Raw genomic sequence first — 21532 nt, 5'->3', positions numbered from 1 at the left:
CGAGCATGATCGCCAGAGCCCACCGGCGGTCAGCGGCGCAGGCTGCCGATTCCCTTCCCGAAGTGAGGTCATCGCGTTCATCCGTGTAGACGGATGCCGCGCGGTGAACTCATCGGTCCGGGCGGGACGGATCTCGCCGCGTCACCGGCCGCGGGCGGCGAAGTGCTCGACGATGCCCTGCAGCAGGCGGGTGTCGAAGGGCAGCGCGGCGCAGCTGTCCACCGCGGCGTCGCGGTGCTGCTCCATGAGCCGCCGCGCCTGCGCCAGCCCGTACACCCGGACCAGGTTGGCCTTGCCCACGTCGTTGCCCGAGTCCTTGCCGAGCTGCTCGCTGGACGCGGTCGCGTCGAGGATGTCGTCGCGGGCCTGGAACACGATGCCCGCATGGTCGGCATACCGGGTGACCAGCTCGATCTCGACCCGCGGCCGGTCCAGCAGCATCAGCAGCGGCACCAGCGCGGCCTCGACCATGGTGGACGTCTTGAGCCGGTACATCTCCAGGATGTCCTCGCCGGTGACCGGCGACGCGTCGCGGGCGTAGCGCAGGTCCAGGTACTGCCCGCGGCAGAGCCGCTGCGGACCGAGCACCGTGCCGACGTACGCGACGACGTCGGTGACCCGGTGCGCCGGATAGTGCCGGTCGAGCCGCGCCAGCATGCCGAAGCCCGAGGACAGCATCGAGATCGCGGCGAGCTGCACGCTGCCCTCGTCGAACACGGTGTGCGCGGCGGGACGGCCCCGGCGCAGCGTGGCGTCGTCCTGGGCGGGCAGGTCGTCGAAGATCAGGCTGGCGGTGTGGAACAGCTCGATCGCCCCGAGCAGCGATTCGGGCATGTCCCCGCGCACGCCGAGCCCCTCGGCCAGCATCAGCGTCAGCGCGGGCCGCAGCCGCTTGGCCGGACCGTCCATCGTGTACGCCAGGATCGGGGCCAGCTCGGCCGCGTTGACCTCGGCGTGGCAGCTGTGCACGATCTCGTTGATGCGCGGCAGCCGGTCGAGCACGAAGGTGCGCGCGTCGGCGCTGTTCGGATCGCGGGGGCCCATCACCGCGGCCGCCTCCCGCTTCAGGCGCAGGTCGGCGGTGGTCAGCTGGGGCAGCACCCGCCGCGGCACCCCGGCCGCCGTACGCAGGAACCCGGCGATCTCCGGGGTGACCGGGTACTGGTCGAGCAGCCGCAGCGTGCCCTGCGGATCGGCGCACAGGTGCGTGGCCAGCTTGATCGCGCCGACGCCGGTCAGCGCCTCGCGGGCGACCGGGTCGCCGCCGTAGACCTGCTCGACCACGTACGCGTCGTAGGCGAACAGGTCCAGCAGCGGGTTGGTGCGGCCGTCACCGGGGTGCGTGAACGGGGTCATCCGCCCCGCCCGCCGGTCCTCGTCGCGGTCGGCGAGGTCGTCCTTGAACTGGCTCAGGAAGATCGTGTTGAGGCAGCGGGCGTAGAAGCCGTCGTCGAGGCGGCGGCGGCCGAGGATGTTGGCCACCACCCGGCTCAGCCCGGCCTTGAGGAAGATGTCCGGGTACGCCGCTTCCAGCCCGCCGTCGCGCAGCTCGTCCGGGCGGCGGGCCGCGTCGCGGTGCTGGGCCAGGTACATCGACTCGGCCGCGTGGTAGAGGTGCCGGTGCGTGCCGAACGGGTAGACCTGCAGCGCGATGCCGTACAGGTCGTGCATCTCCTCGGCGAGCGGGTGGTCGGGCACCTCGCCGGGATCGATCGCGCCGCCGGTGGACAGGCCGCGCAGGATCAGCCGGTGCAGCCGGTCGCGCTGGCGCGGCAGCATGTGCTCGCCGGGCAGGTCCTGGAAGCTGTCGTCGATCACGGCGTACGCGGCCCCGTACGCGTACGCGCCGGGCAGGATCCGGGTGAGGTGTTCGCGCACCGCGGTCCGGCCCGCGTCGCGGGTGTCGTACCCCCCGATGGCCAGCACCCCCACCAGCGTGCGGACCACCTTGCCCATCGCGCCCGCCTGCACCACCGTCTCCGGCAGCGTGCGGTGCAGCCGGTCCAGCCGCTCGGCCAGCCAGCGCGTCTCGGCGACCCCGCGCAGCGCCGGGAAGCGCCGCTCCAGCGACTCCACCACCCCGGCCACGCCCCGCCCGCGCTCGATGCCCTCGGCCACCTCGCGCGCCGTCCGGGCGTGCGCCCGCGCGAGCACCTCGCCGCGGGCCACGTCGGCCGGGTCGGGCACCTCGCTGAGGTTGTACACCCCGAAGTAGTTCAGCTCCAGCAGCGCCTGCTCGCGCAGCTCCCGCCGCCGCCGCGGCGCGTAGACCCCGCGCAGCAGTGCGGCCCCCGGCGTGTGCCGCCCGGCGATCGCGTTGAGCTGCGCGGTGTACTGCTCCACATGCGACCCGATCGCCGCCGGGTTCCCGTCCCGCCAGCGGGCGTAGTGCACCAGCGTGTGCCGTACACCCTCCTCGAGCCTGCTGTGCTCGAGATCCTCCTGCCGGAACGGAAACGGCTCCAGCAACTCCGCAACGACACTCATGAGGCCGACCACCTCCCCGCGGACTCTGACGACCCCGCTACCCCATGATCCCACCCCCATGCCAACCCTCGCCCGGACAGAAGGAGAGCACCTTCCAAACACGACGGACGGGCGCGGCGGTGCCTGTCCCGGCCTACAGCGTGCTGAGGAGCGTGGCCAGGTCGGTCGGGCGGCTGAGCATGGGCCAGTGGCCGGTGGGCAGTTCGAGGACGTCGGCACCGGCGAGCAGGGCGAAGTAGGGGTGACCAGCGGCGATCATCTCGTGCACCTGGGCGGCCGGGAACATGCAGCTGATCAGCGCGGACGGCACCGTGGCGAAGTCCGGGTGGTAGTGCACGGGCTGGCGGGCCGAGGCGAACGGGTGCGGGGTGGCACGTTCGCGCAGCATGGCGAGCATGTCGGCATCGAGGCCGGCCAGGGACGAATCGTCGGGGTCCGGCCGGAACGGCGGCACGGGAGCGAGGAAGCCGTCGCCGATCTCGGCGAGGATGCGCTCCTGCTGCTCGGGCGGGTTCGTGCCGAACTGCGACATGCCCTCGGGCAGCGGTCCGCTGTCCACGTACACCACCCGGCGCAGCCGCGATGCGAGCGGTCCCGCCGCGACGGACACCACCATGCCGCCGTAGCTGTGCCCGACCAGCACCACGTCCCGCAGGTCCGCGCCCTCGACCAGCGCGACGACGTCGGCGACGTGCGTGTCCAGATCGGTCTGCGGCAGGGCCTCGGCGGCCCGCTCCGCGACCCCGGAAAGCGTCACCGGCCGCGGATCGTGGCCCGCCCCCGCCAGCCGCGACGCCACGTCCTGCCAGGCCCATGCCCCGAGCCACATGCCCGGCACGAGTACGAATGTCGTCATACCCGCCACGCTAGGCCGACGCACCGACACGGCACCACGTCAGCCCCGTGGCAGGCCGTACCGGGGACCGGTCGCAGACCCGTCCCCGGTACGGGCCGCCCGGCGCTCTCCCCCGTTCGCTTGTCAAGAACGCCGTACACGGCTGCACCGGGATCGATCCCACCAGTACGGTGTGGGGTGCATCCAACGATTCGGCGTACGCCGAAAGGACGAGCGCGTTGAGCCAGATCCTCTTCGGAGTCAGCGACGCCGCGGACATCCGCTTCTGCATCTCGCCACTGTGGGAGACGGTCCGCAGCCGGTACGCGCTGACGGACACCGACGGCAGCCCGATCCACCTGCCGTGGCGACGCGAGGCCCGCGAGCTGTCCGCCGCGCCCGCCGCCGCACCCGGTGGCGCGCTGCTGGCCGAGCTGACCCGGCCGCGCGCCTACTTCCCGGACTTCCTCACCCCGCCACCCGCGGGCCCGCTCGGCGACATCGAGGCCGAGCTCGCCGTCGTCGCGGCGACCCCGCTCGACGTGGTCGTCGCGGACCTGCGGTCCACCACAGTGCGGCTGCCGCTGGGCCCACTGGCGGCAGCGGGGCTGGCGGACCCGGAGAAACTGCTGGCCGACCTGGTCACCGGCGTGCGGGAGTGGCACCGGGTGGCGCTGGCACCGTACTGGACCAGGATCCGGGCACTGCTGGAGGCGGATGTCGCGTACCGCTCGCGCGAGCTCGCCGAAGGCGGGGTCCGGCGGCTGATCAACACCCTGCACCCCGAGGTGCGCTGGGCGGGCGACCGCATCGACTCCGACGACCCGTTCGACATCCACCTGGACCTGCGCGGGCGGGGGCTGGCCCTGGTGCCGAGCATCTTCGTGACCTGCCACGTGCTGTGGACTGTGCGGCCGGAGTCGCCGCCGTTCGCCGCCTACCCCGCCCAGGCCAGAGGGACGGTGTGGGAACGTCGGCCGCCCGCCGACGAGGCGCTGGCCGCGCTGTTCGGCGCCTCCCGGGCGCGGATGCTGGACATGCTGCGCCAGCCGGCCACCACCAGCGAGCTGTCCCGGCGGCTGGGCATGTCGGCGGGTGCGGTCTCCGAGCACCTCCAGGTGTTGCACGCGGCCGGCCTGCTGGCGCGCAGCCGCCACGGCCGCGCGGTGCTCTACGTGGCGACCGCGGCGGGCCACACCCTGCTCGGCGCCGGGACCGGGACCGCCTTGCCCTGATCTGCCAGGATGTCCGCCATGCACCCCCGACCTAACTTCACCGTCGTCCTGCGCGGCTTCGACCGCACCGAGGTCGACGCCCTGCTCGACAAGGTACGCCGGGGCGAGCTGAACCTCGCCGGCGTCACCGTGTTCGACTTCACCGTCGTCCTGCGCGGATATGACCGCGAGCAGGTGAACGCGTACCTGGGCCGCCTGGCGGCGTTGGACGCGGCCGACGGCCGCTGAGCCTCAGAAGGCGCGGGCGTACTGGTCCGGCCAGTGCGGCTGCCCGCCGAGCTTGGCCAGCGCCCGGCGCGGCCAGTACGGGTCGCGCAGCAGCTCCCGCCCGATCAGCACCAGGTCGGCCTGGCCGTCGGCGACGATGCTTTCGGCCTGCTCAGGTTCGGTGATCAGGCCGACCGCGCCGGTCGGCACCCCGGCGTCCCTGCGCACCTGCTCGGCCAGCGGGGCCTGGTAGCCGGGCCCGACCGGGATGTCGGCGTGCGGGACGGCACCGCCCGAGGAGCAGTCGATCAGGTCGATCCCGGCCGCGACCAGCTCGCGGGCGAGGGCGACGGTGTCGGTGACGTCCCAGCCGCCGTCGGTCCAGTCGGTCGCGGAGACCCGGGCCAGCACCGGCACGTCGGGGCCGACGGCGTCGCGTACCGCCGTCGCGACCGCCACGGCCAGGCGCGTACGCCCGGCACGGTCACCGCCCCAGCCGTCGGTACGGTGGTTGGTCAGCGGCGAGTAGAACTCGTGCAGCAGGTAGCCGTGCGCCGCGTGGATCTCCACGGCCTGGAAGCCGGCGTCGATCGCGTACACCGCAGCCTGCGCGAACGCGGCGATCACCGCATTGATGCCGGCCTCGTCGAGGGCCTGGGGCGTGCGGTACGCGGGCACGAACGGCTCGGCGCCCGGCCCGGTCGGCTGCCAGCCGCCGTCGGTGTCGGGCACCCCGCCCCGCTCCAGCGCGAACGGCCAGTACGTGGACGCCTTGAACCCGGCGTGGGCGAGCTGGATCGCGGGCACCGCCCCCTGCGCGGCCACGAACGCCGTCACCGGCCGCCAGGCGTCCACATGCGCCGGGGACCAGATGCCGGCGTCGCGCGGCGAGATCCGGCCCTCCGGCAGCACCGCACTGGCCTCGGCGATGACCAGGCCGGCCCCGCCGACCGCGCGGGCGCCCAGGTGGGTCAGGTGCCAGTCGCCGGGCAGGCCGTCCGGCCCGGCCGAGTACTGGCACATCGGCGACATCGCGATGCGGTTGGGCAGCGTCACGCCGCGCAGTTCGAGGGGCTGGCCGAGTACCGTCACGGCGCAACAGTACGGCCGGGCGCGGGCGTCGTCCTGTGACGCGGGTCGCACCCGGCCGACGACAGTCCGCACATGGTGAAGGGCCGGGGAGACCATGGTCTTCCCGGCCCTTCGGCTTTCTGCGTTGCGTCCTACGAGAAGACGCTCACGCCCCCCGGTCCGACGAGCAGACCGATGATGATCAGCACGATGCCCCACAGGAACTGGCGTCGCACCAGCGAGACGATCCCGGCAATGACCAGGACCGCGGCGAGAATCAGCAGCAACGTTTCCATGCTGCTCACCTTCCCCACGAACTCGGTGACGAAACCGCTACTGTCCGTTGCCGATTAGTCCTCCGCCAGCATGCGCTCACGCAGCTGCGCGAGGCACCGGCTGAGCAGGCGCGACACGTGCATCTGGGAGACCCCGATCTGCTCCGCGATCTGGGCCTGGTTGTGGCCCTGGACGAAGCGCAGCATGAGGATCTTCTGCTCGCGTTCCGGCAGCTCCTTGACGTACTGCCGGACCGCGTGCACGTCCGGAATGGACTCCAGCACGGTGTCGGTCTCGCCGATCAGCTCGCCGAGCTCCACATCCCCGTCCTCGCCGCTCACCGCGACATTGAGGGAGTTGATGCGGTACGCCTGCGCACAGTGCATCCCGGCCACCACGTCTTCGACGGTGACTTGGAGATGCGCGGCGAGGTCGTCGGCGGTCGGCCACCGGCCGAGGTCCTGGCAGAGCTGCGGGGACACCCGGTTGATGTCCAGGTACAGCTCCTGCATGCGGCGGCTTACCCGCATGCTCCAGCCCCGGTCACGGAAGTAGCGCTTGAGTTCGCCGACGATCGTCGGCACCGCGAAGTGCACGAAAGCACTGCCGCGGGAGGGGTCGAAACGGTCCACGGCCTGGATCAGGCCGATGGTCGCCACCTGCACGAGGTCGTCGCCGTCCACGCCGCGATGGCGGAAGCGGCGGGCCAGGCGTTCGGCCAGCGGCAGCCAGGCACAGATGGCCTCCTGCCGCACGTCCTCATGTGCGGGGTCTTGCTCGCTCAGCTCTCCGAGACGGCGCAGCAGAACATCGCCGGCAGTCGCGTCGAGAGTGTCGGTCAGGGACGAGGGGGACGCGGACACGACGGTCTCGCGAACCAGTGTTGCAGTCATTGCAGGCCTCCGGCGCAGTGAACCGCGTGTGTTCCGGAGCGACGGGGGTCGACTTCGGACACGGTTCGCCTGTGACGGACACAGCACCCGTTTCTTGAGCGCTGATGGACGGCTTGGCAGCCGACTCGGCAAGCCGAGCACTGCCGACCATACCGAAGGTCAGCCGAAAGTACTAGTCCAAGGAGAGGAACGTACACGTTCCGGGCGCGGGGGCGACGCACTCAGAAGGAGAAACCCGAGGTCACAGCCCTGTGGTCGGTGCCGGGGGTACGCAGCACCCCGGCCCGCGTCGCGGTCAGTCCCCGATACAGCACGTGGTCGGGGCGCATCACCGGCAGTGAGGACGGCCACGTGAAGCCCCAACCCCAGCCGGCCTCGGCCTGCGCGTCGCTCAGCAGCGCCGACAGCGGCGCGATGGCCCGGTCGGTGGCGGCGGTGTTGAGGTCGCCGAGCACCAGCACCCGCTGTGCCTTGTCCGCCCGGACCGCCTGGGCCAGCATGTCGATGGTGTGGTCCCGGGTCGCCGTGTCGTTGATCCGCGCCGAGCCGAGGTGCACGACGTACACCGCGACCTCGCCCTGCGGGGTCTTCACCTGCGCGCGCAGCGCGCGGGTCCACTCCAGACCGGTGTCGACGCCCGCGACGTCCACGATCGGATACTTGCTGAGCAGGCCCACCGTCGACCGGACCGCGTGGTGCGGGTAGGTCTTCGCCAGTTCCTCGGCGACCGTCTCGATGGTGCCGCCGGAGGCCTCCTGCAGCGCGATCAGGTCGGGGCCCCCGTCGGCGAGCGCCCGCACGGTGGTCTGCGGGTCGGGGTTGTCGGCGTACAGGTTCTGGGTGACCACCCGCAGCTGCACGTCGCCGCCCGGGGGCGGCAGCAGGGCGCGGCCGAACATGGCCGCCCAGATCACCGCCGGCAGCAGCACCGCCAGCAGTGCCTTGCCCGAGCGGGCCAGCAGCGCGGCGACGGCCAGCACCGGCACCGCCAGGCCGAACAGCGGGGCGATGGTGTCGAGCACGCTGCCGATGCCGTGCACATTGGGGACGAGCCGGTGACCCGCGAGCACAGCCGCCAGCAGCAGGGCGGCCGCGATGACCAGCCCCGCGCGCCAGGCCGGGCGCCGGGGCGTCGGCTCGGCCGGGCCTCCGGGCGTCTTCTTCAGCTCGATGGTGGTCACTGTCCGTATGTTACCGGGGAGGACCCGAATCAAACTCGGCAAACGTCGCACTACCCCTGTGCGAAGTCCCCCGAACCACCGGTTCGGGGGACTTCACGCACGTCGACCAGGTTCAGCAGCCGGGCAGGCGCTCGATCAGGTAGCGCTCCACCTGGTCCAGCGAGACCCGCTCCTGGACCATCGTGTCACGATCACGTACGGTCACCGCGTTGTCTTCCAAGGTGTCGAAGTCGACGGTGACGCAGTACGGCGTGCCGATCTCGTCCTGGCGGCGGTAGCGGCGGCCGATCGCCTGGGCGTCGTCGAAGTCCACCACCCAGCGCTTGCGCAGGTCCGCGGCCAGGCCACGGGCCTTCGGCGAGAGCTGCTCGTTGCGCGACAGCGGGAGCACGGCCACCTTCACCGGGGCCAGGCGCTTGTCGAAGCGCATCACGGTGCGCTTGTCCACGCCGCCCTTGGTGTTGGGCGCCTCGTCCTCGTCGTACGCCTCCAGCATGAACGCCAGCACCGCGCGGGTCAGACCCGCCGCCGGCTCGATGACGTACGGCACCCAGCGCTCGTTCTTCTCCTGGTCGAAGTACGACAGGTCGGTGCCCGAGTGCTTGCCGTGCGTGGTCAGGTCGAAGTCGGTGCGGTTGGCGATGCCCTCCAGCTCGGAGAACTCGGTGCCGCCGAACCGGAAGCGGTACTCGATGTCGACCGTGCGCTTGGAGTAGTGCGACAGCTTCTCCTGCGGGTGCTCGAAGAAGCGCAGGTTCTCCGCCGAGATGCCCAGGTCGAGGTACCAGTTCCAGCGCTCGTTCAGCCAGTACTCGTGCCAGGTCTCGTCGGTGCCGGGCTCGACGAAGAACTCCATCTCCATCTGCTCGAACTCCCGCGTACGGAAGATGAAGTTGCCCGGGGTGATCTCGTTGCGGAAGCTCTTGCCGACCTGCGCGATGCCGAACGGCGGCTTCTTGCGGGCCGTGGTCGCGACGTTGGCGTAGTTCACGAAGATGCCCTGCGCCGTCTCCGGCCGCAGGTAGTGCACGCCCTCGGCGCTCTCGACCGGGCCGAGGAAGGTCTTCATCAGGCCGTTGAACATCCGCGGCTCGGTGAAGGTGCCCTTGTTGCCGCAGTTGGGGCAGTTCAGCTCGGACAGCACGAAGGTGGCGCCGGGCTTCTTCTCCAGGAACGCCTCCTCCAGGTGGTCGGCCCGGAAGCGCTTGTGGCAGCTGGTGCACTCGGTGAGCGGGTCGACGAACGCCTCGATGTGGCCGGAGGCCTCCCACACCTGGCGGGCCAGGATCACCGCGGAGTCCAGGCCGACGATGTCGTCGCGCTGCTGGACCATCGTCTTCCACCACTGCCGGCGGACGTTGTCCTTGAGCTCCACGCCCAGCGGACCGTAGTCCCAGGCCGAACGGGTGCCACCGTAGATCTCACTCGACGGGTAGACGAAGCCCCGGCGCTTGGCCAGGCTGACGACGGAGTCGATGCGGTCCGCGGGCATGATCAGGTCTCCATTCCGTTGGAGGTTGCCGCCGGCTGGCTGTCGGCGGAGGTCGGCGGAAGATCCGCACGACGTGGATACGGTACGGGCCACCTCTGGTCACCCGCATTCGGTTAAACGCTACTGCACACACAACGTGGTGAGCCCGCCGGTGCGCCGCGCCGACACCCCGACTACTCGCGTCCGCAGACTTCCAGGTCGGTGGTCTTCGGGTCCTGTGCGAGGTGGTAGACGACCCGCTCGGTGTCGCCGTCGGTGTAGCGCTCGGTCACCGGCAGGGTGATCCCCGAGGTCCCCTGCAGCTCGACCTCGCCCAGCTCGTACGACTGGATGCGGTCCGGCCGGGACTCCTCGCGGCTGGTGAAGCGTGCCAGGTCCAGCCGCCGCTGCTCGTCCTCGCAGAGCAGCTCGTACGCCCGGTCGTACTTCTTGGCCTTCAGCGCATCGAGGTAGGAACCCACCGCGACGTGTGCCCGCTCGTTGATCGCCTGCACCCCGGTGACGCCCAGGCCGACCCCGGCCACCAGGCCGCCGCCGCAGCACAGCGCCACCAGCCCGCCCGCGATGCCGAGCGCCCAGCCCAGGCGGGTTCCGCCGCCTTCGGCGGGCGCGGCCGGGAACGGCGGCGCGGCGCCCGGACCGGGCGGCACGGGCGAGGGCGCGGGCGCGTGGGTCATGGCCGCGATCATATTGCGTGCACCCCACCCGCCGCCGCCGCGCCCGAAAGCCGACCGCGGGCAGCCCTCCGCCTTCGCGGGATCAGGCCCGGTCGCTGGCCTTGGTCTGCACCTCACCGCCTGGCTCGGCCGCGGCGAGGGTCTCGAACGCGCACGGCTCCATCAGCGATTCGGCCAGCAGGGGCGTCGCCGTCATCTTCACGTCGAAACCGCCCAGCGCCCGCCGGTACGCCCCCACGCTCTCCCACTCGGTGAGCAGGCACCAGTGCTCCGGCTCGTCCAGCGAACGGGTCAGCTCCCCGCGCAGGTAGCCGGGGCGGGCCGCGAGGGCGGCGAGCGCCGCGTGGGCGCGCTCGACGAACGCCTCCTCGTTGGCGGCGATCACGAATCGATTGAGCATCAGCACCTCACTACAGTAAGGAGGGGCACCTTCTTATCGTTTTACGGGGTAAAGGGTGCCCTTCTTAACGTCAGTCGGAGAGGACCGCAGCTGTGCCCCAGGACGTCGCGAACAACCCCCTGCTGCGCCGGCTGGCCCGGGTCCCGAAGAGCATCGCGGTGCTGGGCACCCTGGTCCTGCTCGTGGTGGCCGTGCTGCTGCCGAACCCGTACAGCGGCGTCCTCCTGCTGGCGCTGGCCGCCGCCCTGGCCGCGCTGCTGGTGACCACCTGGCCGGTGCAGCCCCCGGCGACCCGGGCCCTGCGCGTGGTCGTGCTCACCCTGCTCACCGCCGCCGCCCTGACCCGCCTGTTCTGACCACCTCCGCCGACCGGCCAAGATCGCCGGAGCGGCAGATCATGGAGGCGGGGCGGGAGGGATATGCACCTATGCGTTTTTGACAATCGTTCTCATTTTCAGGGAGAGTTGACGCCATGCTGAGCCGATCTCTCCAGCGCGCCGCCGTCGCCGGCGTCGCCGCGCTGCTGGCCCTGGGCACCCTGACCGCCTGCTCCGACTCCCCCGCCGACACTTCCGGCCGATTCAGCGTCGTCACCGGCTTCTACCCCCTGCAGTTCGTCTCCGAGAAGGTCGGCGGCCCCGACGTCCACGTGGTCAACCTGGCCCAGCCGGGCGCGGAACCGCACGACATGGAGCTGTCCCCCGCCCAGGTCGCCGAGGTCGCCAACGCGGGGCTGGTGGTCTACCTCAAGGGCTTCCAGCCGCAGCTCGACGAGGCCGTCGCGCAGAACGCCGCGGACCGCGCGTTCGACGTGGCCACGGTCACCCCGCTCGTCAGCGGCCCCAACCACGAGGGCGCGAACGAGGAGGGCGGCACCGCCCCCGACCCGCACGTCTGGCTGGACCCGACCCGCCTGGCCGCGATCGCCGGCAGCGTCTCGCACCAGCTGGCCGAACGCGACCCTGCGCACGCGGCGGCGTACGCCGAGCGCGGCAACGCCCTGGTCGCCGAGCTGAACAAGCTGGACGCCGAGTTCACCGCCGGGCTGGCGAACTGCCAGCGGCACGAGATCGTGACCAGCCACGCCGCGTTCGGCTACCTCGCCGACCGGTACAAGCTCAAGCAGATCGCGCTGTCCGGGCTGACCCCGGACACCGAGCCCACCCCGCAGCAGGTCGCCGCCGTCGCCGCCGAGGCGCGCAAGTACGGCGCGACCACGATCTTCTTCGAGACGCTGGTGTCGCCTAAGGTCGCGCAGACGCTGGCCGAGCAGGTAGGCGCGAAGACCGCCGTGCTCGACCCGCTGGAAGGGCTCGCCGAGGGCGGGACGGGTGACTACTTCTCGGTCATGCGGACCAATCTCGCGACCCTGCGTACGGCGTTGGGCTGTTCATGAGCCGGTGCGCTGAGCCGGTCACGGCCGCCGACGTGTGGGACGAGGAGAAGGCGTGAACCCCCCGGTTCTCGAGATCAAGCACGGCGCGGTCGCCTACGACCGGCCCGTGCTGCGCGACGTGAATCTCACCGTACGCAGCGGTGAGGTGGTCGCCGTGCTGGGCGCCAACGGCAGCGGCAAGTCCACGATGATCCGGGCCGGGCTCGGCCTGGTCCCGCTGGCCGAGGGCCAGGTGGAGCTGTTCGGCGTCGCGCTGCGGCGCTTCCGCAACTGGCAGCGCATCGGGTACGTGCCGCAGCGGCTGGGCGCGGGCGGCGGCGTGCCCGCCACCGTCGGCGAGGTGGTCTCCTCCGGCCGGCTGGCCCGGCGCGGCTTCCCCGGACTGCTGCGCGCCGGTGACCGGCAGGCCGTCGCGAAGGCGCTGGCCGCGGTCGACCTGACGGACCGGGCACACGACCCGGTCGCCTCCCTGTCCGGCGGCCAGCAGCAGCGCACCCTGATCGCACGGGCGCTGGCCGGGGAGCCGGACCTGCTGGTCCTCGACGAGCCCACCGCGGGCGTGGACGCCAAGTCGCAGGAGGCGTTCGCACAGGCACTGCGCGACTTCGTCCGGCACGGCGGCACGGTGCTGCTGGTCGCGCACGAGCTGGGCCCGCTGCAACCGGTCATCACCCGCGCGGTGGTGGTGCACGACGGGGTCATCGCGCACGACGGCGCGGTGCCGCATCCCACCGGCCACCACGCCGAACCCGGCCACGACCACGTGCACCCGCACGCCCCGCAGGACCCGCCGAGCATCTGGGGACGCGAATGAACGTGAACCTCATCGAGATCATGTCGCTGCCGTTCATGCAGCGGGCGCTGCTGGGCGCCCTCATCACCGGCCTGATCGCACCCTCGCTCGGCATCTACCTGGTGCAGCGGCGGATGTCGCTGATCGGCGACGGCATCGGCCACATCGCCCTGACCGGTGTCGGCGTCGGCCTGCTCACCGGCACGTCCCCGGTGCTCACCGCGATCATCGTGTCCACCCTGGGCGCGGTCGCCGTCGAGCTGATCCGCGAACGCGGCCGCACCTCGGGCGACATCGCGCTGGCGATCCTGTTCTACGGCGGCATCGCGGGCGGCGTCTTCCTGGTCGGGCTCGCCCCCGGCAAGGGCAGCGCCAACCTCACGTCGTACCTGTTCGGCTCGTTGCTGACCACGTCCACCACGGACCTGGTCACGATCGCGATCCTCGGCGCGTGCGTGCTCGCGGTCACCGTCGGGCTGCGGCCCTGGCTGTTCGCGATCTGCCAGGACGAGGAGTACGCCAAGGTCTCCGGCCTGCCGGTGCGCGCGCTGAACCTGCTGCTCGCCGTGATGACCGCGGTGACCGTCACCGTCGCCATGCGCTCGGTCGGCCTGCTGCTGGTCAGCGCACTGATGGTGGTGCCCGTCGCGGCGGCGCAGCTGGTCTCGCGCGGCTTCGGCGGCACCATGACCCTGGCCATGCTCGGCGGAGTGATCAGCGCCGGAAGTGGGATCCTCGTTTCCGCGGGCTACGACACCGCGCCCGGCGCGACCATCGTGCTCGCCGCCATCGCACTGTTCATCCTGGTCGCGGCCGTGGGCGCGGCGCTGCGCCGGCGACGGCGGGCGGACATCGGCCCCGCGGCGGTCTGCGATCCGCCCGAGTGCGTCCTCGACTCATGATTGGGTATGCACCGACGCGCGGGGCTACGGTGGTCGATGTGAGCCAGACGCAGTCCTACGCCCGCGCCGGAGAGCTGCTGCGGGCACTCGCCGCGCCGGTGCGGATCGCGATCGTGACCGAGCTGGCGGCCAACGGCGAACGCCACGTGCACGAACTGGTGGAACGACTCCGGGTGGCCCAGCCGCTGGTCTCCCAGCACCTGCGGGTGCTCCGGGCGGCCGGGGTGGTCCGCGCCGAACGGCACGGCCGCGAGATCGCATACTCCCTGGTGGACGAGCACGTCGCGCACATCGTGGCCGACGCCGTCACGCACGCCGCGGAGCAGCGCCCGTGAACCGGTGTCGCGACACGCACGAACGCAGCGAGGAGATGGCATGACCAGCCCACAGGGCACCGCGGCCCGGAACACGCGCCAGCGTTCTGCCGTGGCGACGCTGCTGTCCGAGGTGGAGGGCTTCCACAGCGCGCAGGAGCTGCACGCCATGCTGCGCGATCGGGGCGAGCGGGTCGGCCTGACCACCGTGTACCGCACGCTGCAGGCGCTGGCCGACGCCGGCGACATCGACGTGATGCGCCCGCCCGGTGGCGAGCAGCTGTTCCGGCGCTGCTCCAACGGCCACCACCATCACCTGGTATGCCGCACCTGCGGGCGTACCGTCGAGGTGGCCGGACCGGCCGTGGAGTCGTGGGCGGACCGGGTCGCGGCGCAGCACGGGTTCGTCGACGTGAGCCATACGCTGGAGATCTTCGGCACCTGCCAGGGCTGCGCGACGACACGGGCCTGACGCGGGGCGTTTATCGATCGCCCCGGTCGATCAGAATGCTCTCATGAAGCTCTATGCGGAGAAGCCGTGGCGGTTCACCCGGCAGATCATCGCCGACATGACCGCCCTGGTCTGGAGCGCAGTCTGGATCTGGGCCGCGATCACGCTGTACGACCTGGTCCAGAAGCTGGCGGTGCCCGGCCAGAAGCTGGAGAGCGCCGGCACGAACCTGGCCGCCGACATGGTGGAGGCGCAGGCGCGCGCGGGGCGCATCCCGCTGGTCGGTGACGAGGTGGGCGCTCCGTTCGGGAGCGCCGCCAACGCCGCGAACTCCATCGCGGAGGCCGGGCGCGACCAGCAGGACGCCATCGCGAACCTGGCGACGGTGCTGGCCTGGCTGACCGCGGGCATACCGGTGCTGATGGCGCTGGCGCTGTGGCTGCCGCTGCGGCTGTCGTGGATCCGGGCGGCCAGCGTCGCGGCGAAGGTGCGCCGGTATCCCGGCGGCGGTGAGCTGCTCGCGCTGCGGGCGCTGGCCACCGCGCCGCTGCGGCGGCTCGCCTCGCTGGACAGCGGCGTCGTCGCGGGCTGGCGTACCGGCGACCCGGAGGCGGTGGAGCAGCTGGCGGCCCTGGAACTGCGCCGCCTCGGCCTGCGCGGCAGCCCACGCCGCTGACCCGCCCGTTAAGAAGGGCACCTTCCGCTACGTATAGCGATGGGAAGGTGCCCTTCCTTCTAGCGGGGTGGGATGCGGCGGCGGGTGTCGGTGGCGGTGGACGGGCCGGGGGTCCAGGTGGAGACCCATTCGCCCTGGTCGGGTGGGGGGATGATGCCCTGCTCCAGGGTGGTGTGGGTGCCGGCGAGGACGGCGCGGGCCAGGGCGACGTCGGCGGCGTCGGTGTTGTTCCAGAGGGCGTGTTCGAGGATGGCGATGCGGCCGCGGGACTGGTGGCAGAACAGGTCGGCGAGTTCGCGTTCCTCGGGGCGGCCGGAGGCGGTGGCACGGGAGCAGACCGCGGCGATGGCGAACAACTCCGCGCCGATGTCGACGATCCGGCCCAGGAACGCCTGCCGATGCTCCAGTTTGCCCTGCCAGCGGGCCATGCCCTGGAAGGTGTTGCGGGCCAGGCGGCGGGCGGCGCGCTCGGCCCAGCGCACGTGCTTGGCCAGCGGGCCGAACCTGCGGTAGCCGCCGAAGGTGCCCCGGCCCGCCGCCAGGGTGGGCAGCCAGCGGGCGTAGAAGCCGGTGGCGCGCAGCAGCGCCCTGCCCTTGGCGCCGACGCTCGACTTCGGGTCGATCAGCGCGCCGGCCACGGACAGGTGCTGGTCCACCGCCTCGCGGGCGATGAACAGGTGCATGATCTCGGTGGAGCCCTCGAAGATGCGGTTGATACGCAGGTCGCGCAGGATCTGCTCGACGCCGATCGCCTTCTCGCCGCGGGCCGCTAGGGAGTCGGCGCTCTCGTAGCCGCGCCCGCCCCGGATCTGTACCAGCTCGTCGGCGACCCGCCAGGCCAGCTCGGATCCGTACAGTTTGACCAGCGCGGCCTCGATCCGGAAGTCGTTGCGGTCGTCGTCGGCGAGCATGCAGCACAGGTCGAGCATGGACTCCATGCCGTACGCGGTGGCCGCGATGAACGCGATCTTCGTGGCGACGGCCTCGTGCTGGCCGACCGGCCGTCCCCACTGCACCCGCTCCTGCGACCACTGCCGCGCGACGCTCAGCGACCACTTGGACGCGCCGACGCACATCGCGGGCAGCGACAGCCGGCCGGTGTTCAGGGTGCTCAGCGCGATCTTGAGGCCCTGGCCCTCGCCGCCGATGACGTTCTCGGCCGGCACGAGGACGTCGTGGAAGCGGGTGACGCTGTTCTCCAGGCCGCGCAGGCCGAGGAAGGCGTTGCGGTTCTCGACGGTGACACCCTCGGCGTCGCCTTCCACCACGAACGCGGTGATGCCGCCGCGCCGGCCCTCGCCCTTCGGCACCATCGCCATGACCACGAGCAGCGTCGCCACGGTGCCGTTGGTGGCCCACAGCTTGACCCCGTTCAGGCGGTAGCCGCCCTCGACCGGGGTGGCGGTGGCCCCCATCCGGGCCGGGTCGGAGCCGACGTCGGGCTCGGTGAGCAGGAACGCCGACACCTCGCCCGCGGCCAGCCGCGGCAGGAAGCGCTGCTTCTGCTCCTTGGTGCCGAACAGCTTGAGCGGCTGCGGCACGCCGATGGACTGGTGCGCCGACAGCAGCGCGCCGATCGCCGGGCTCACCGAGCCGGCCAGCGTCAGCGCGCGGCAGTAGTCCAGGTGGGACAGGCCGAGGCCGCCGTACGCGGGATCGATCTTCATGCCGAACGCGCCGAGCTCGGCCAGTCCGTGGAAGACCTCGTCCGGGATGCGGGCGTCGCGTTCGATGGCGGCCCCGTCGACCTCGGTGCTGACGTACTCCCCGAGCTTTTGCAGGAACTGCTCGGCGTCGGGGTTCGGGGCGGGTTGGGGCCACGGGTGGATCAGGTCCATCCGCAGCCGTCCCAGGAACAACTGCTTGCCGAAACTGGGCTTGCGCCACTCGCTCTCGCGGGCGGCCTCCGCGACCTGGCGGGCCTGCTCCGCGCTCACCTCACGCTGCACCGTCGTCATCGTCGACACCCCTGTCGTCCGTTCGAACGCGGGGTCGCCGGGGCCGCCTCATGAGCGCGCCGCGACGAGCCGTGTTCGGTGGTTTGCGCCCTGAAATCACGCTACCCCGCAGTACTACCGGGCGGTAGCAGTTGGCAAACCCTCGGACAGTTGCTACTCGTACTGCTCCGCGGGAGCCGGGATCGGACGCCACTCCAGCACCTCGATGAACGGGATGCTCTCCCCGTTGACCGGGTCGGCGCCCTGCTGGTCGGTGTAGCCACCAGTGATCTCGACCCAGCTGTCGGCGGGCAGCCCCGTCGGCACGCTGCCGTTCATGCCGACCTTGATCGGACGGGCGTCGGCCGCGCAGCAGGACAGGATCATGCGGGTGAGCAGCTGGCCGCCCTCGGGGGTGTCCGACAGGAAGCCGGTCACCCTGACCCGGCGGTCGCCGATGGACAGTCCCTTGTCGAAGATCGCGCGGGTGGCGTAGTCGAGCACGCTGATCTCGGCGGGGTCGCCGTCGGGCAGCGCCGGGAAGTCGGAGACCTGCTGCGCGGAGAGCGCCGAGCCCGCCTGACCGGCGGCGTACGAACCGAGCGCGGGCGGGGCCACCAGCAGCAGGCCCAGCACCGGCGCGATCAGCAGCCAGCCGACCCGCGGCTCGCGATGCCCGTGACCGTGGTCGCCATGGCTGTCGTGGCCGTGGCTGTCGTGGCCGTGACTGTCGAGCGGGTGCCCGGAGCCGCCCTGGTCGGGCCGTTCCGCGCCGTCGTGGGCGGGGTCGCCGACCGCCGCGCCGACCGGCTCGGGGTGGTCGGCGCACTCGGTGTCCACCGTCGCGCCGTGGCGGAGGTCGTACCAGAGGGTCATCACGGCCGCGAGCACCAGCAGCGCGCCCGCGCCGATCAGGAACGGCTGCAGGCCGGCCTTGACGTAGCGCAGATACATGTCGGTGAGGCTGGCCTTGAGGATCGCGCCGCCGAGCAGCAGCATCACCACGCCCTGGGCCTGACGGTTCACAGCAGCACCATCCCGACTCCGGCGGCGACCACGACCGCCATCACGAACGTGGCCGGGGCGAAGCGCATCGCGAAGCGGCGGCCGAACACCCCGGCCTGCATGGAGATCAGCTTCAGGTCGACCATCGGGCCGACGACCAGGAACGCCAGCCGCGCGGTGAGCGAGAACTGGCTCAGCGACGCGGCGACGAACGCGTCGGCCTCGGAGCAGATGGACAGCAGCACGGCGAGTACGGCCAGCGCCAGCACGGACAGCACCGGCTGGTCGGCGACCGCCTGCAGCACCGATTCGGGCACCAGCACGTTGATGGTGGCCGCGGCCATCGCGCCCAGCACCAGGAAGCCGCCCGCGTGCACGATGTCGTGGCGGCAGGCCGCCCAGAAGGCCCGCCAGCGGGACAGGTCGTCCAGCTCGGGCCGGTGCGGCAACCGTATCCACTCCTGCTTGCCCAGCCGCAGCCAGAGCCAGCCCATCACCATGGCCACGACGATGCTGGCCACGCCGCGGGCGACCACCATCTCCGGGTTGTTCGGGAAGGCGACCGCGGTGGCGGTCAGCACGATCGGGTTGATCGCGGGCGCGGCCAGCAGGAAGGCCAGCGCGGCGGCGGGCGTGACGCCGCGGCGGATCAGCGAGCCTGCGATCGGGACCGAGCCGCATTCGCAGCCGGGCAGCACCACGCCCGCGCAGCTGGCCACCGGAACGGCGAGGGCCGGATGCTTGGGCAGCGCCTTCGACCAGAACGAGCGCGGCACGAACACCGCGATCACCGCCGACAGCGCGACGCCGAACACCAGGAACGGCGTGGCCTGCACCATCACCGATACGAACACGGTGGTCCAGGTCTGCAGCAGCGGCGTGGAGATCGCGGCGGCGATCGGCTCGCGGAAGATCAGCAGGACGATGAGCAGCGCCGCGAGCACCTCGACGGATCCGATCCGGCCGCCGAGCAGTGGCTTGCGGACCGGCCGTCCGGCGGGCGCGGACGGGGGCGCCGCGGGCGGGCGCTGATCGACGGAGGTCACGCTGATCCTTCGCGGTATCGGGGTGTGCCGACCGGCACAGGTTACCGGGCGTGCGATCGGTGTTAGCCTTTCCGGCACAAGCGCCGCTGTCCAGCGGCCTCATATGAACAAGTAACGACAGGGGAGCGCACAGCGCTGAGAGTGCGGCATCGGCCGCAGACCCTCGAACCTGATCTGGGTAATGCCAGCGCAGGGAGTTCGGTCAACACCTCACCGCCACGTCTGCTTCCGTGATACCCCCAAATGGGGTTATCGCGGGCGCGACGTGTGCACTTCTCCTCGTTCGTCCCCTCAACGGACCAGGAGTTATTCATGACCAACTATCGCTGGCGGACCGTCGACATCGTCGTCGCCTCGATCCTCGCCGTCGCCTTCGGCGTCGTCTTCTGGGCCTGGGGCCTGCTGTGGAACGGCCCGGCCGGGGCGATCTTCGGCTCGACGTTCCCGCCTGCCGCGGCCGCCATCTACGGCGTATGGCTGCTGCCCGCCGTGCTCGCCCCGCTGATCATCCGCAAGCCGGGCGCGGCGATCTACACCGAACTGGTCGCCGCGATCGTGTCGGCGCTGCTCGGCACCTCGTGGGGCATCTCCGTGCTCTGGTACGGCCTGGCCCAGGGCGCGGCCGGCGAGCTCGGCTTCCTGCTCGGCGGCTACCGCCGCTGGAACCTGGGCCAGTCGCTGGTCGCGGCCACGTTCGCGGGCGCCACGGCGGCCGGGCTCGACCTGTTCTACTACTACGGCGACTGGCAGTTCAGCTGGAAGATCGCCTATGTCGCCATCGTCGTGGCCAGCACGCTGCTGTTCGCCGGCGTCGGCGGGCACTTCCTGACCAAGGCCCTGGCCGGCACCGGCGCGCTCGACCGGTTCCCGTCCGGCCGCAGCCGCGACCTGGTCTGATGATCACGCTCGAGGGGTACGGGTGGCGGCACGCCGGCCGCCGTGCGTGGGCGGTGCGCGGGGTCGACCTGCGCATCGAGCGCGGCGAGCGGGTGCTGCTGCTCGGCCCCTCGGGCGCGGGCAAGTCCACGCTGCTGCACGCGCTGGGCGGGCTGCTGCCCGACGACTCCGGCGAGGCCGAGGGCGTGCGCAAGGTCGACGCCGAGCACGTCGGCATCGTGTTCCAGGACCCGCAGTCGCAGCTGGTGATGTCGCGGGCCGGCGACGAGGTCGCGTTCGGCCTGGAGAACATCGGATGGTCCGCCGACCGCGTCTGGCCCCGCGTGGACGAGGTGCTGCACCAGGTCGGTTTCGGCTACGAACGCGACCGGGCCACCGCTGCCCTGTCCGGCGGCGAGCAGCAGCGCCTGGTCCTCGCCGGGGCGCTGGCCCCGCGTCCGGAGCTGCTGCTGCTCGACGAGCCCACGGCCAACCTGGACCCGGCCGGGGCGGCACTGGTCCGCCGGGCGCTGCGTGACGCCGTCGACGCCGACACCACCGTGGTGCTCATCGAGCACCGCATCGCCGAGGTGCTGGACCTGGTCACCCGGGTGGTGGTGCTGGAGCCGGGCGGCGGGGTGCGCGACGACGTCCCGCCCCACCTGCTGGCCGGCCCGCTCGGCGCGGAGCTGGCCGCCGCCGGGGTATGGGTGCCCGGCCACCCCGCGCCCGCCCACCACGCCGCCAACCCGCCCGGCGACACCCTTCTCTCGACCCATGACCTGCGGGTACGCCACCTGTCCTACCCCGATGTCACGGTCCGCGCGGGCGAGGCGCTCGCGGTGACAGGCCCCAACGGCTGCGGCAAGTCGACGCTCGCCCTGGCCCTGGGCGGCCTGCTCAAGCCGGCCGGCGGCGAGGTGCGCTCCCCCGACGGCCCCCCGCACCGCTGGCGGGCGCGCGCCCTGGCGGGCCGGATCGGCTCGGTGTTCCAGAACCCGGAGCAGCAGTTCGTGGCCGCCACCGTGCGCGAGGAACTGGCGCTGGGCGGCACACCCGCGGGCCGGGTCGACGAACTCCTGACCCGGCTGCGGCTGGACCGCCTGGCCGGGGCGAATCCGTTCACGCTGTCCGGCGGCGAGGCCCGGCGGCTGTCCGTGGCCACCGCGCTGGCGGCCCGGCCGCGGCTGCTGATCCTGGACGAGCCCACCTTCGGCCAGGACCGGCGCACCTGGATCGAGCTGGTCGACATGCTGGCCGCGCTCCGCGACGACGGCCACGGCGTCGTCACCGTCACCCACGACCCGGACGTCGTGGCCGCCCTCGCCGACCGGACCCTTGAGCTGGGACCCACCTCATGACCAGTCCCCCTCTGTGCTCCG

The 21532-nt window shown here is 72.0% G+C and carries 23 protein-coding genes and 1 riboswitch; of the genes, 11 read left to right on the top strand and 12 right to left on the bottom strand.

The window, feature by feature from the left end; all coding sequences use genetic code 11:
* Window positions 1-141: 141 nt before the first annotated feature.
* On the bottom strand, window positions 142-2487 hold the full coding sequence (locus tag F9C41_RS09595) for a polyprenyl synthetase family protein (protein ID WP_155386356.1): 2346 nt from the start codon (window positions 2485-2487) through the stop codon (window positions 142-144).
* Between the two features lie 133 nt (window positions 2488-2620).
* On the bottom strand, window positions 2621-3343 hold the full coding sequence (locus F9C41_RS09590) for an alpha/beta fold hydrolase (protein WP_155386355.1): 723 nt from the start codon (window positions 3341-3343) through the stop codon (window positions 2621-2623).
* Between the two features lie 218 nt (window positions 3344-3561).
* Here F9C41_RS09590 and F9C41_RS09585 point away from each other — a divergent pair, with 218 nt between their 5' ends.
* Together F9C41_RS09585 and F9C41_RS09580 are read left to right on the top strand one after the other, a co-directional pair.
* Entirely contained in the window at window positions 3562-4557 is a 996-nt protein-coding gene (locus tag F9C41_RS09585) for an ArsR/SmtB family transcription factor (RefSeq protein WP_155386354.1), read from the top strand.
* 18 nt (window positions 4558-4575) lie between these two features.
* The gene (locus F9C41_RS09580) at window positions 4576-4785 is read left to right on the top strand and encodes a DivIVA domain-containing protein (protein ID WP_155386891.1); all 210 of its coding nucleotides are present in this window, start codon (window positions 4576-4578) and stop codon (window positions 4783-4785) included.
* 3 nt (window positions 4786-4788) lie between these two features.
* Here the strand turns inward: F9C41_RS09580 and F9C41_RS09575 are convergent, their stop codons facing one another.
* The 7 genes from F9C41_RS09575 to F9C41_RS09550 all read right to left on the bottom strand — a co-directional run bounded on the left by F9C41_RS09575 (window position 4789) and on the right by F9C41_RS09550 (window position 10760).
* Window positions 4789-5856: an NADH:flavin oxidoreductase/NADH oxidase gene (locus tag F9C41_RS09575; RefSeq protein ID WP_155386353.1), complete on the bottom strand. Its 1068-nt coding sequence runs from the start codon at window positions 5854-5856 to the stop codon at window positions 4789-4791.
* 131 nt (window positions 5857-5987) lie between these two features.
* Window positions 5988-6131, bottom strand: a complete 144-nt coding sequence (locus tag F9C41_RS40625; RefSeq protein ID WP_196279698.1) for a GPGG-motif small membrane protein — start codon at window positions 6129-6131, stop codon at window positions 5988-5990.
* A gap of 54 nt (window positions 6132-6185) precedes the next feature.
* Window positions 6186-7004, bottom strand: coding sequence for a SigB/SigF/SigG family RNA polymerase sigma factor (locus F9C41_RS09570; protein ID WP_155386352.1), 819 nt, complete (start codon window positions 7002-7004; stop codon window positions 6186-6188).
* Window positions 7005-7225: 221 nt separating this feature from the next.
* Window positions 7226-8185, bottom strand: coding sequence for an endonuclease/exonuclease/phosphatase family protein (locus F9C41_RS09565; RefSeq protein WP_230689462.1), 960 nt, complete (start codon window positions 8183-8185; stop codon window positions 7226-7228).
* 112 nt (window positions 8186-8297) lie between these two features.
* Window positions 8298-9677, bottom strand: a complete 1380-nt coding sequence (locus F9C41_RS09560) for a glycine--tRNA ligase (RefSeq protein WP_155386351.1) — start codon at window positions 9675-9677, stop codon at window positions 8298-8300.
* 173 nt (window positions 9678-9850) lie between these two features.
* Window positions 9851-10354: a hypothetical protein gene (locus F9C41_RS09555; RefSeq protein ID WP_155386350.1), complete on the bottom strand. Its 504-nt coding sequence runs from the start codon at window positions 10352-10354 to the stop codon at window positions 9851-9853.
* 82 nt (window positions 10355-10436) lie between these two features.
* Window positions 10437-10760 carry an antibiotic biosynthesis monooxygenase family protein gene (locus tag F9C41_RS09550; RefSeq protein WP_155386349.1) on the bottom strand — a complete coding sequence of 108 codons (324 nt, stop codon included), beginning with the start codon at window positions 10758-10760 and terminating at the stop codon, window positions 10437-10439.
* A gap of 86 nt (window positions 10761-10846) precedes the next feature.
* On the opposite strand from F9C41_RS09550, the gene F9C41_RS09545 reads away from it, so the two are divergent.
* From F9C41_RS09545 to F9C41_RS09515, 7 genes are all read left to right on the top strand, one after another.
* A complete protein-coding gene (locus tag F9C41_RS09545; protein ID WP_155386348.1) occupies window positions 10847-11110 on the top strand; it encodes a hypothetical protein in 264 nt (87 codons plus the stop codon).
* A gap of 116 nt (window positions 11111-11226) precedes the next feature.
* Window positions 11227-12150, top strand: coding sequence for a metal ABC transporter substrate-binding protein (locus tag F9C41_RS09540; protein WP_155386347.1), 924 nt, complete (start codon window positions 11227-11229; stop codon window positions 12148-12150).
* 52 nt (window positions 12151-12202) lie between these two features.
* Window positions 12203-12964 (top strand): metal ABC transporter ATP-binding protein, encoded by a 762-nt coding sequence (locus F9C41_RS09535; protein ID WP_155386346.1) that lies wholly within the window; start codon window positions 12203-12205, stop codon window positions 12962-12964.
* Window positions 12965-12975: 11 nt separating this feature from the next.
* Window positions 12976-13845 (top strand): metal ABC transporter permease, encoded by an 870-nt coding sequence (locus tag F9C41_RS09530; protein WP_155386889.1) that lies wholly within the window; start codon window positions 12976-12978, stop codon window positions 13843-13845.
* Window positions 13842-14180, top strand: coding sequence for an ArsR/SmtB family transcription factor (locus F9C41_RS09525; protein WP_155374867.1), 339 nt, complete (start codon window positions 13842-13844; stop codon window positions 14178-14180). The genes F9C41_RS09530 and F9C41_RS09525 overlap by 4 nt, the downstream gene beginning before the upstream one ends.
* A gap of 40 nt (window positions 14181-14220) precedes the next feature.
* The gene (locus F9C41_RS09520) at window positions 14221-14631 is read left to right on the top strand and encodes a Fur family transcriptional regulator (protein ID WP_120316472.1); all 411 of its coding nucleotides are present in this window, start codon (window positions 14221-14223) and stop codon (window positions 14629-14631) included.
* Between the two features lie 43 nt (window positions 14632-14674).
* Window positions 14675-15286, top strand: coding sequence for a hypothetical protein (locus tag F9C41_RS09515; protein WP_155386345.1), 612 nt, complete (start codon window positions 14675-14677; stop codon window positions 15284-15286).
* 59 nt (window positions 15287-15345) lie between these two features.
* Here F9C41_RS09515 and F9C41_RS09510 read toward each other — a convergent pair whose 3' ends face one another.
* The 3 genes from F9C41_RS09510 to F9C41_RS09500 all read right to left on the bottom strand — a co-directional run bounded on the left by F9C41_RS09510 (window position 15346) and on the right by F9C41_RS09500 (window position 19274).
* The gene (locus tag F9C41_RS09510) at window positions 15346-17244 is read right to left on the bottom strand and encodes an acyl-CoA dehydrogenase family protein (protein WP_155386344.1); all 1899 of its coding nucleotides are present in this window, start codon (window positions 17242-17244) and stop codon (window positions 15346-15348) included.
* 153 nt (window positions 17245-17397) lie between these two features.
* On the bottom strand, window positions 17398-18249 hold the full coding sequence (locus F9C41_RS09505) for a TIGR03943 family putative permease subunit (RefSeq protein WP_155386343.1): 852 nt from the start codon (window positions 18247-18249) through the stop codon (window positions 17398-17400).
* Window positions 18246-19274, bottom strand: coding sequence for a permease (locus tag F9C41_RS09500; RefSeq protein ID WP_196279697.1), 1029 nt, complete (start codon window positions 19272-19274; stop codon window positions 18246-18248). Before F9C41_RS09500 ends, F9C41_RS09505 begins: the two co-directional genes overlap by 4 nt.
* 109 nt (window positions 19275-19383) lie before the next feature.
* Window positions 19384-19488, top strand: a riboswitch (TPP riboswitch).
* Between the two features lie 98 nt (window positions 19489-19586).
* On the opposite strand from F9C41_RS09500, the gene F9C41_RS09495 reads away from it, so the two are divergent.
* Window positions 19587-20171, top strand: a complete 585-nt coding sequence (locus F9C41_RS09495; protein WP_155386342.1) for an ECF transporter S component — start codon at window positions 19587-19589, stop codon at window positions 20169-20171.
* Window positions 20171-21511: an ABC transporter ATP-binding protein gene (locus F9C41_RS09490; protein ID WP_155386341.1), complete on the top strand. Its 1341-nt coding sequence runs from the start codon at window positions 20171-20173 to the stop codon at window positions 21509-21511. Before F9C41_RS09495 ends, F9C41_RS09490 begins: the two co-directional genes overlap by 1 nt.
* The last annotated feature ends 21 nt before the right edge of the window (window positions 21512-21532 follow it).

This window comes from Catellatospora paridis (genome assembly GCF_009720365.1).
In the GTDB taxonomy this organism is placed as follows: Bacteria; Actinomycetota; Actinomycetes; order Mycobacteriales; family Micromonosporaceae; genus Catellatospora; species Catellatospora paridis.
This window is presented reverse-complemented; position numbering and strand designations above follow the sequence as displayed.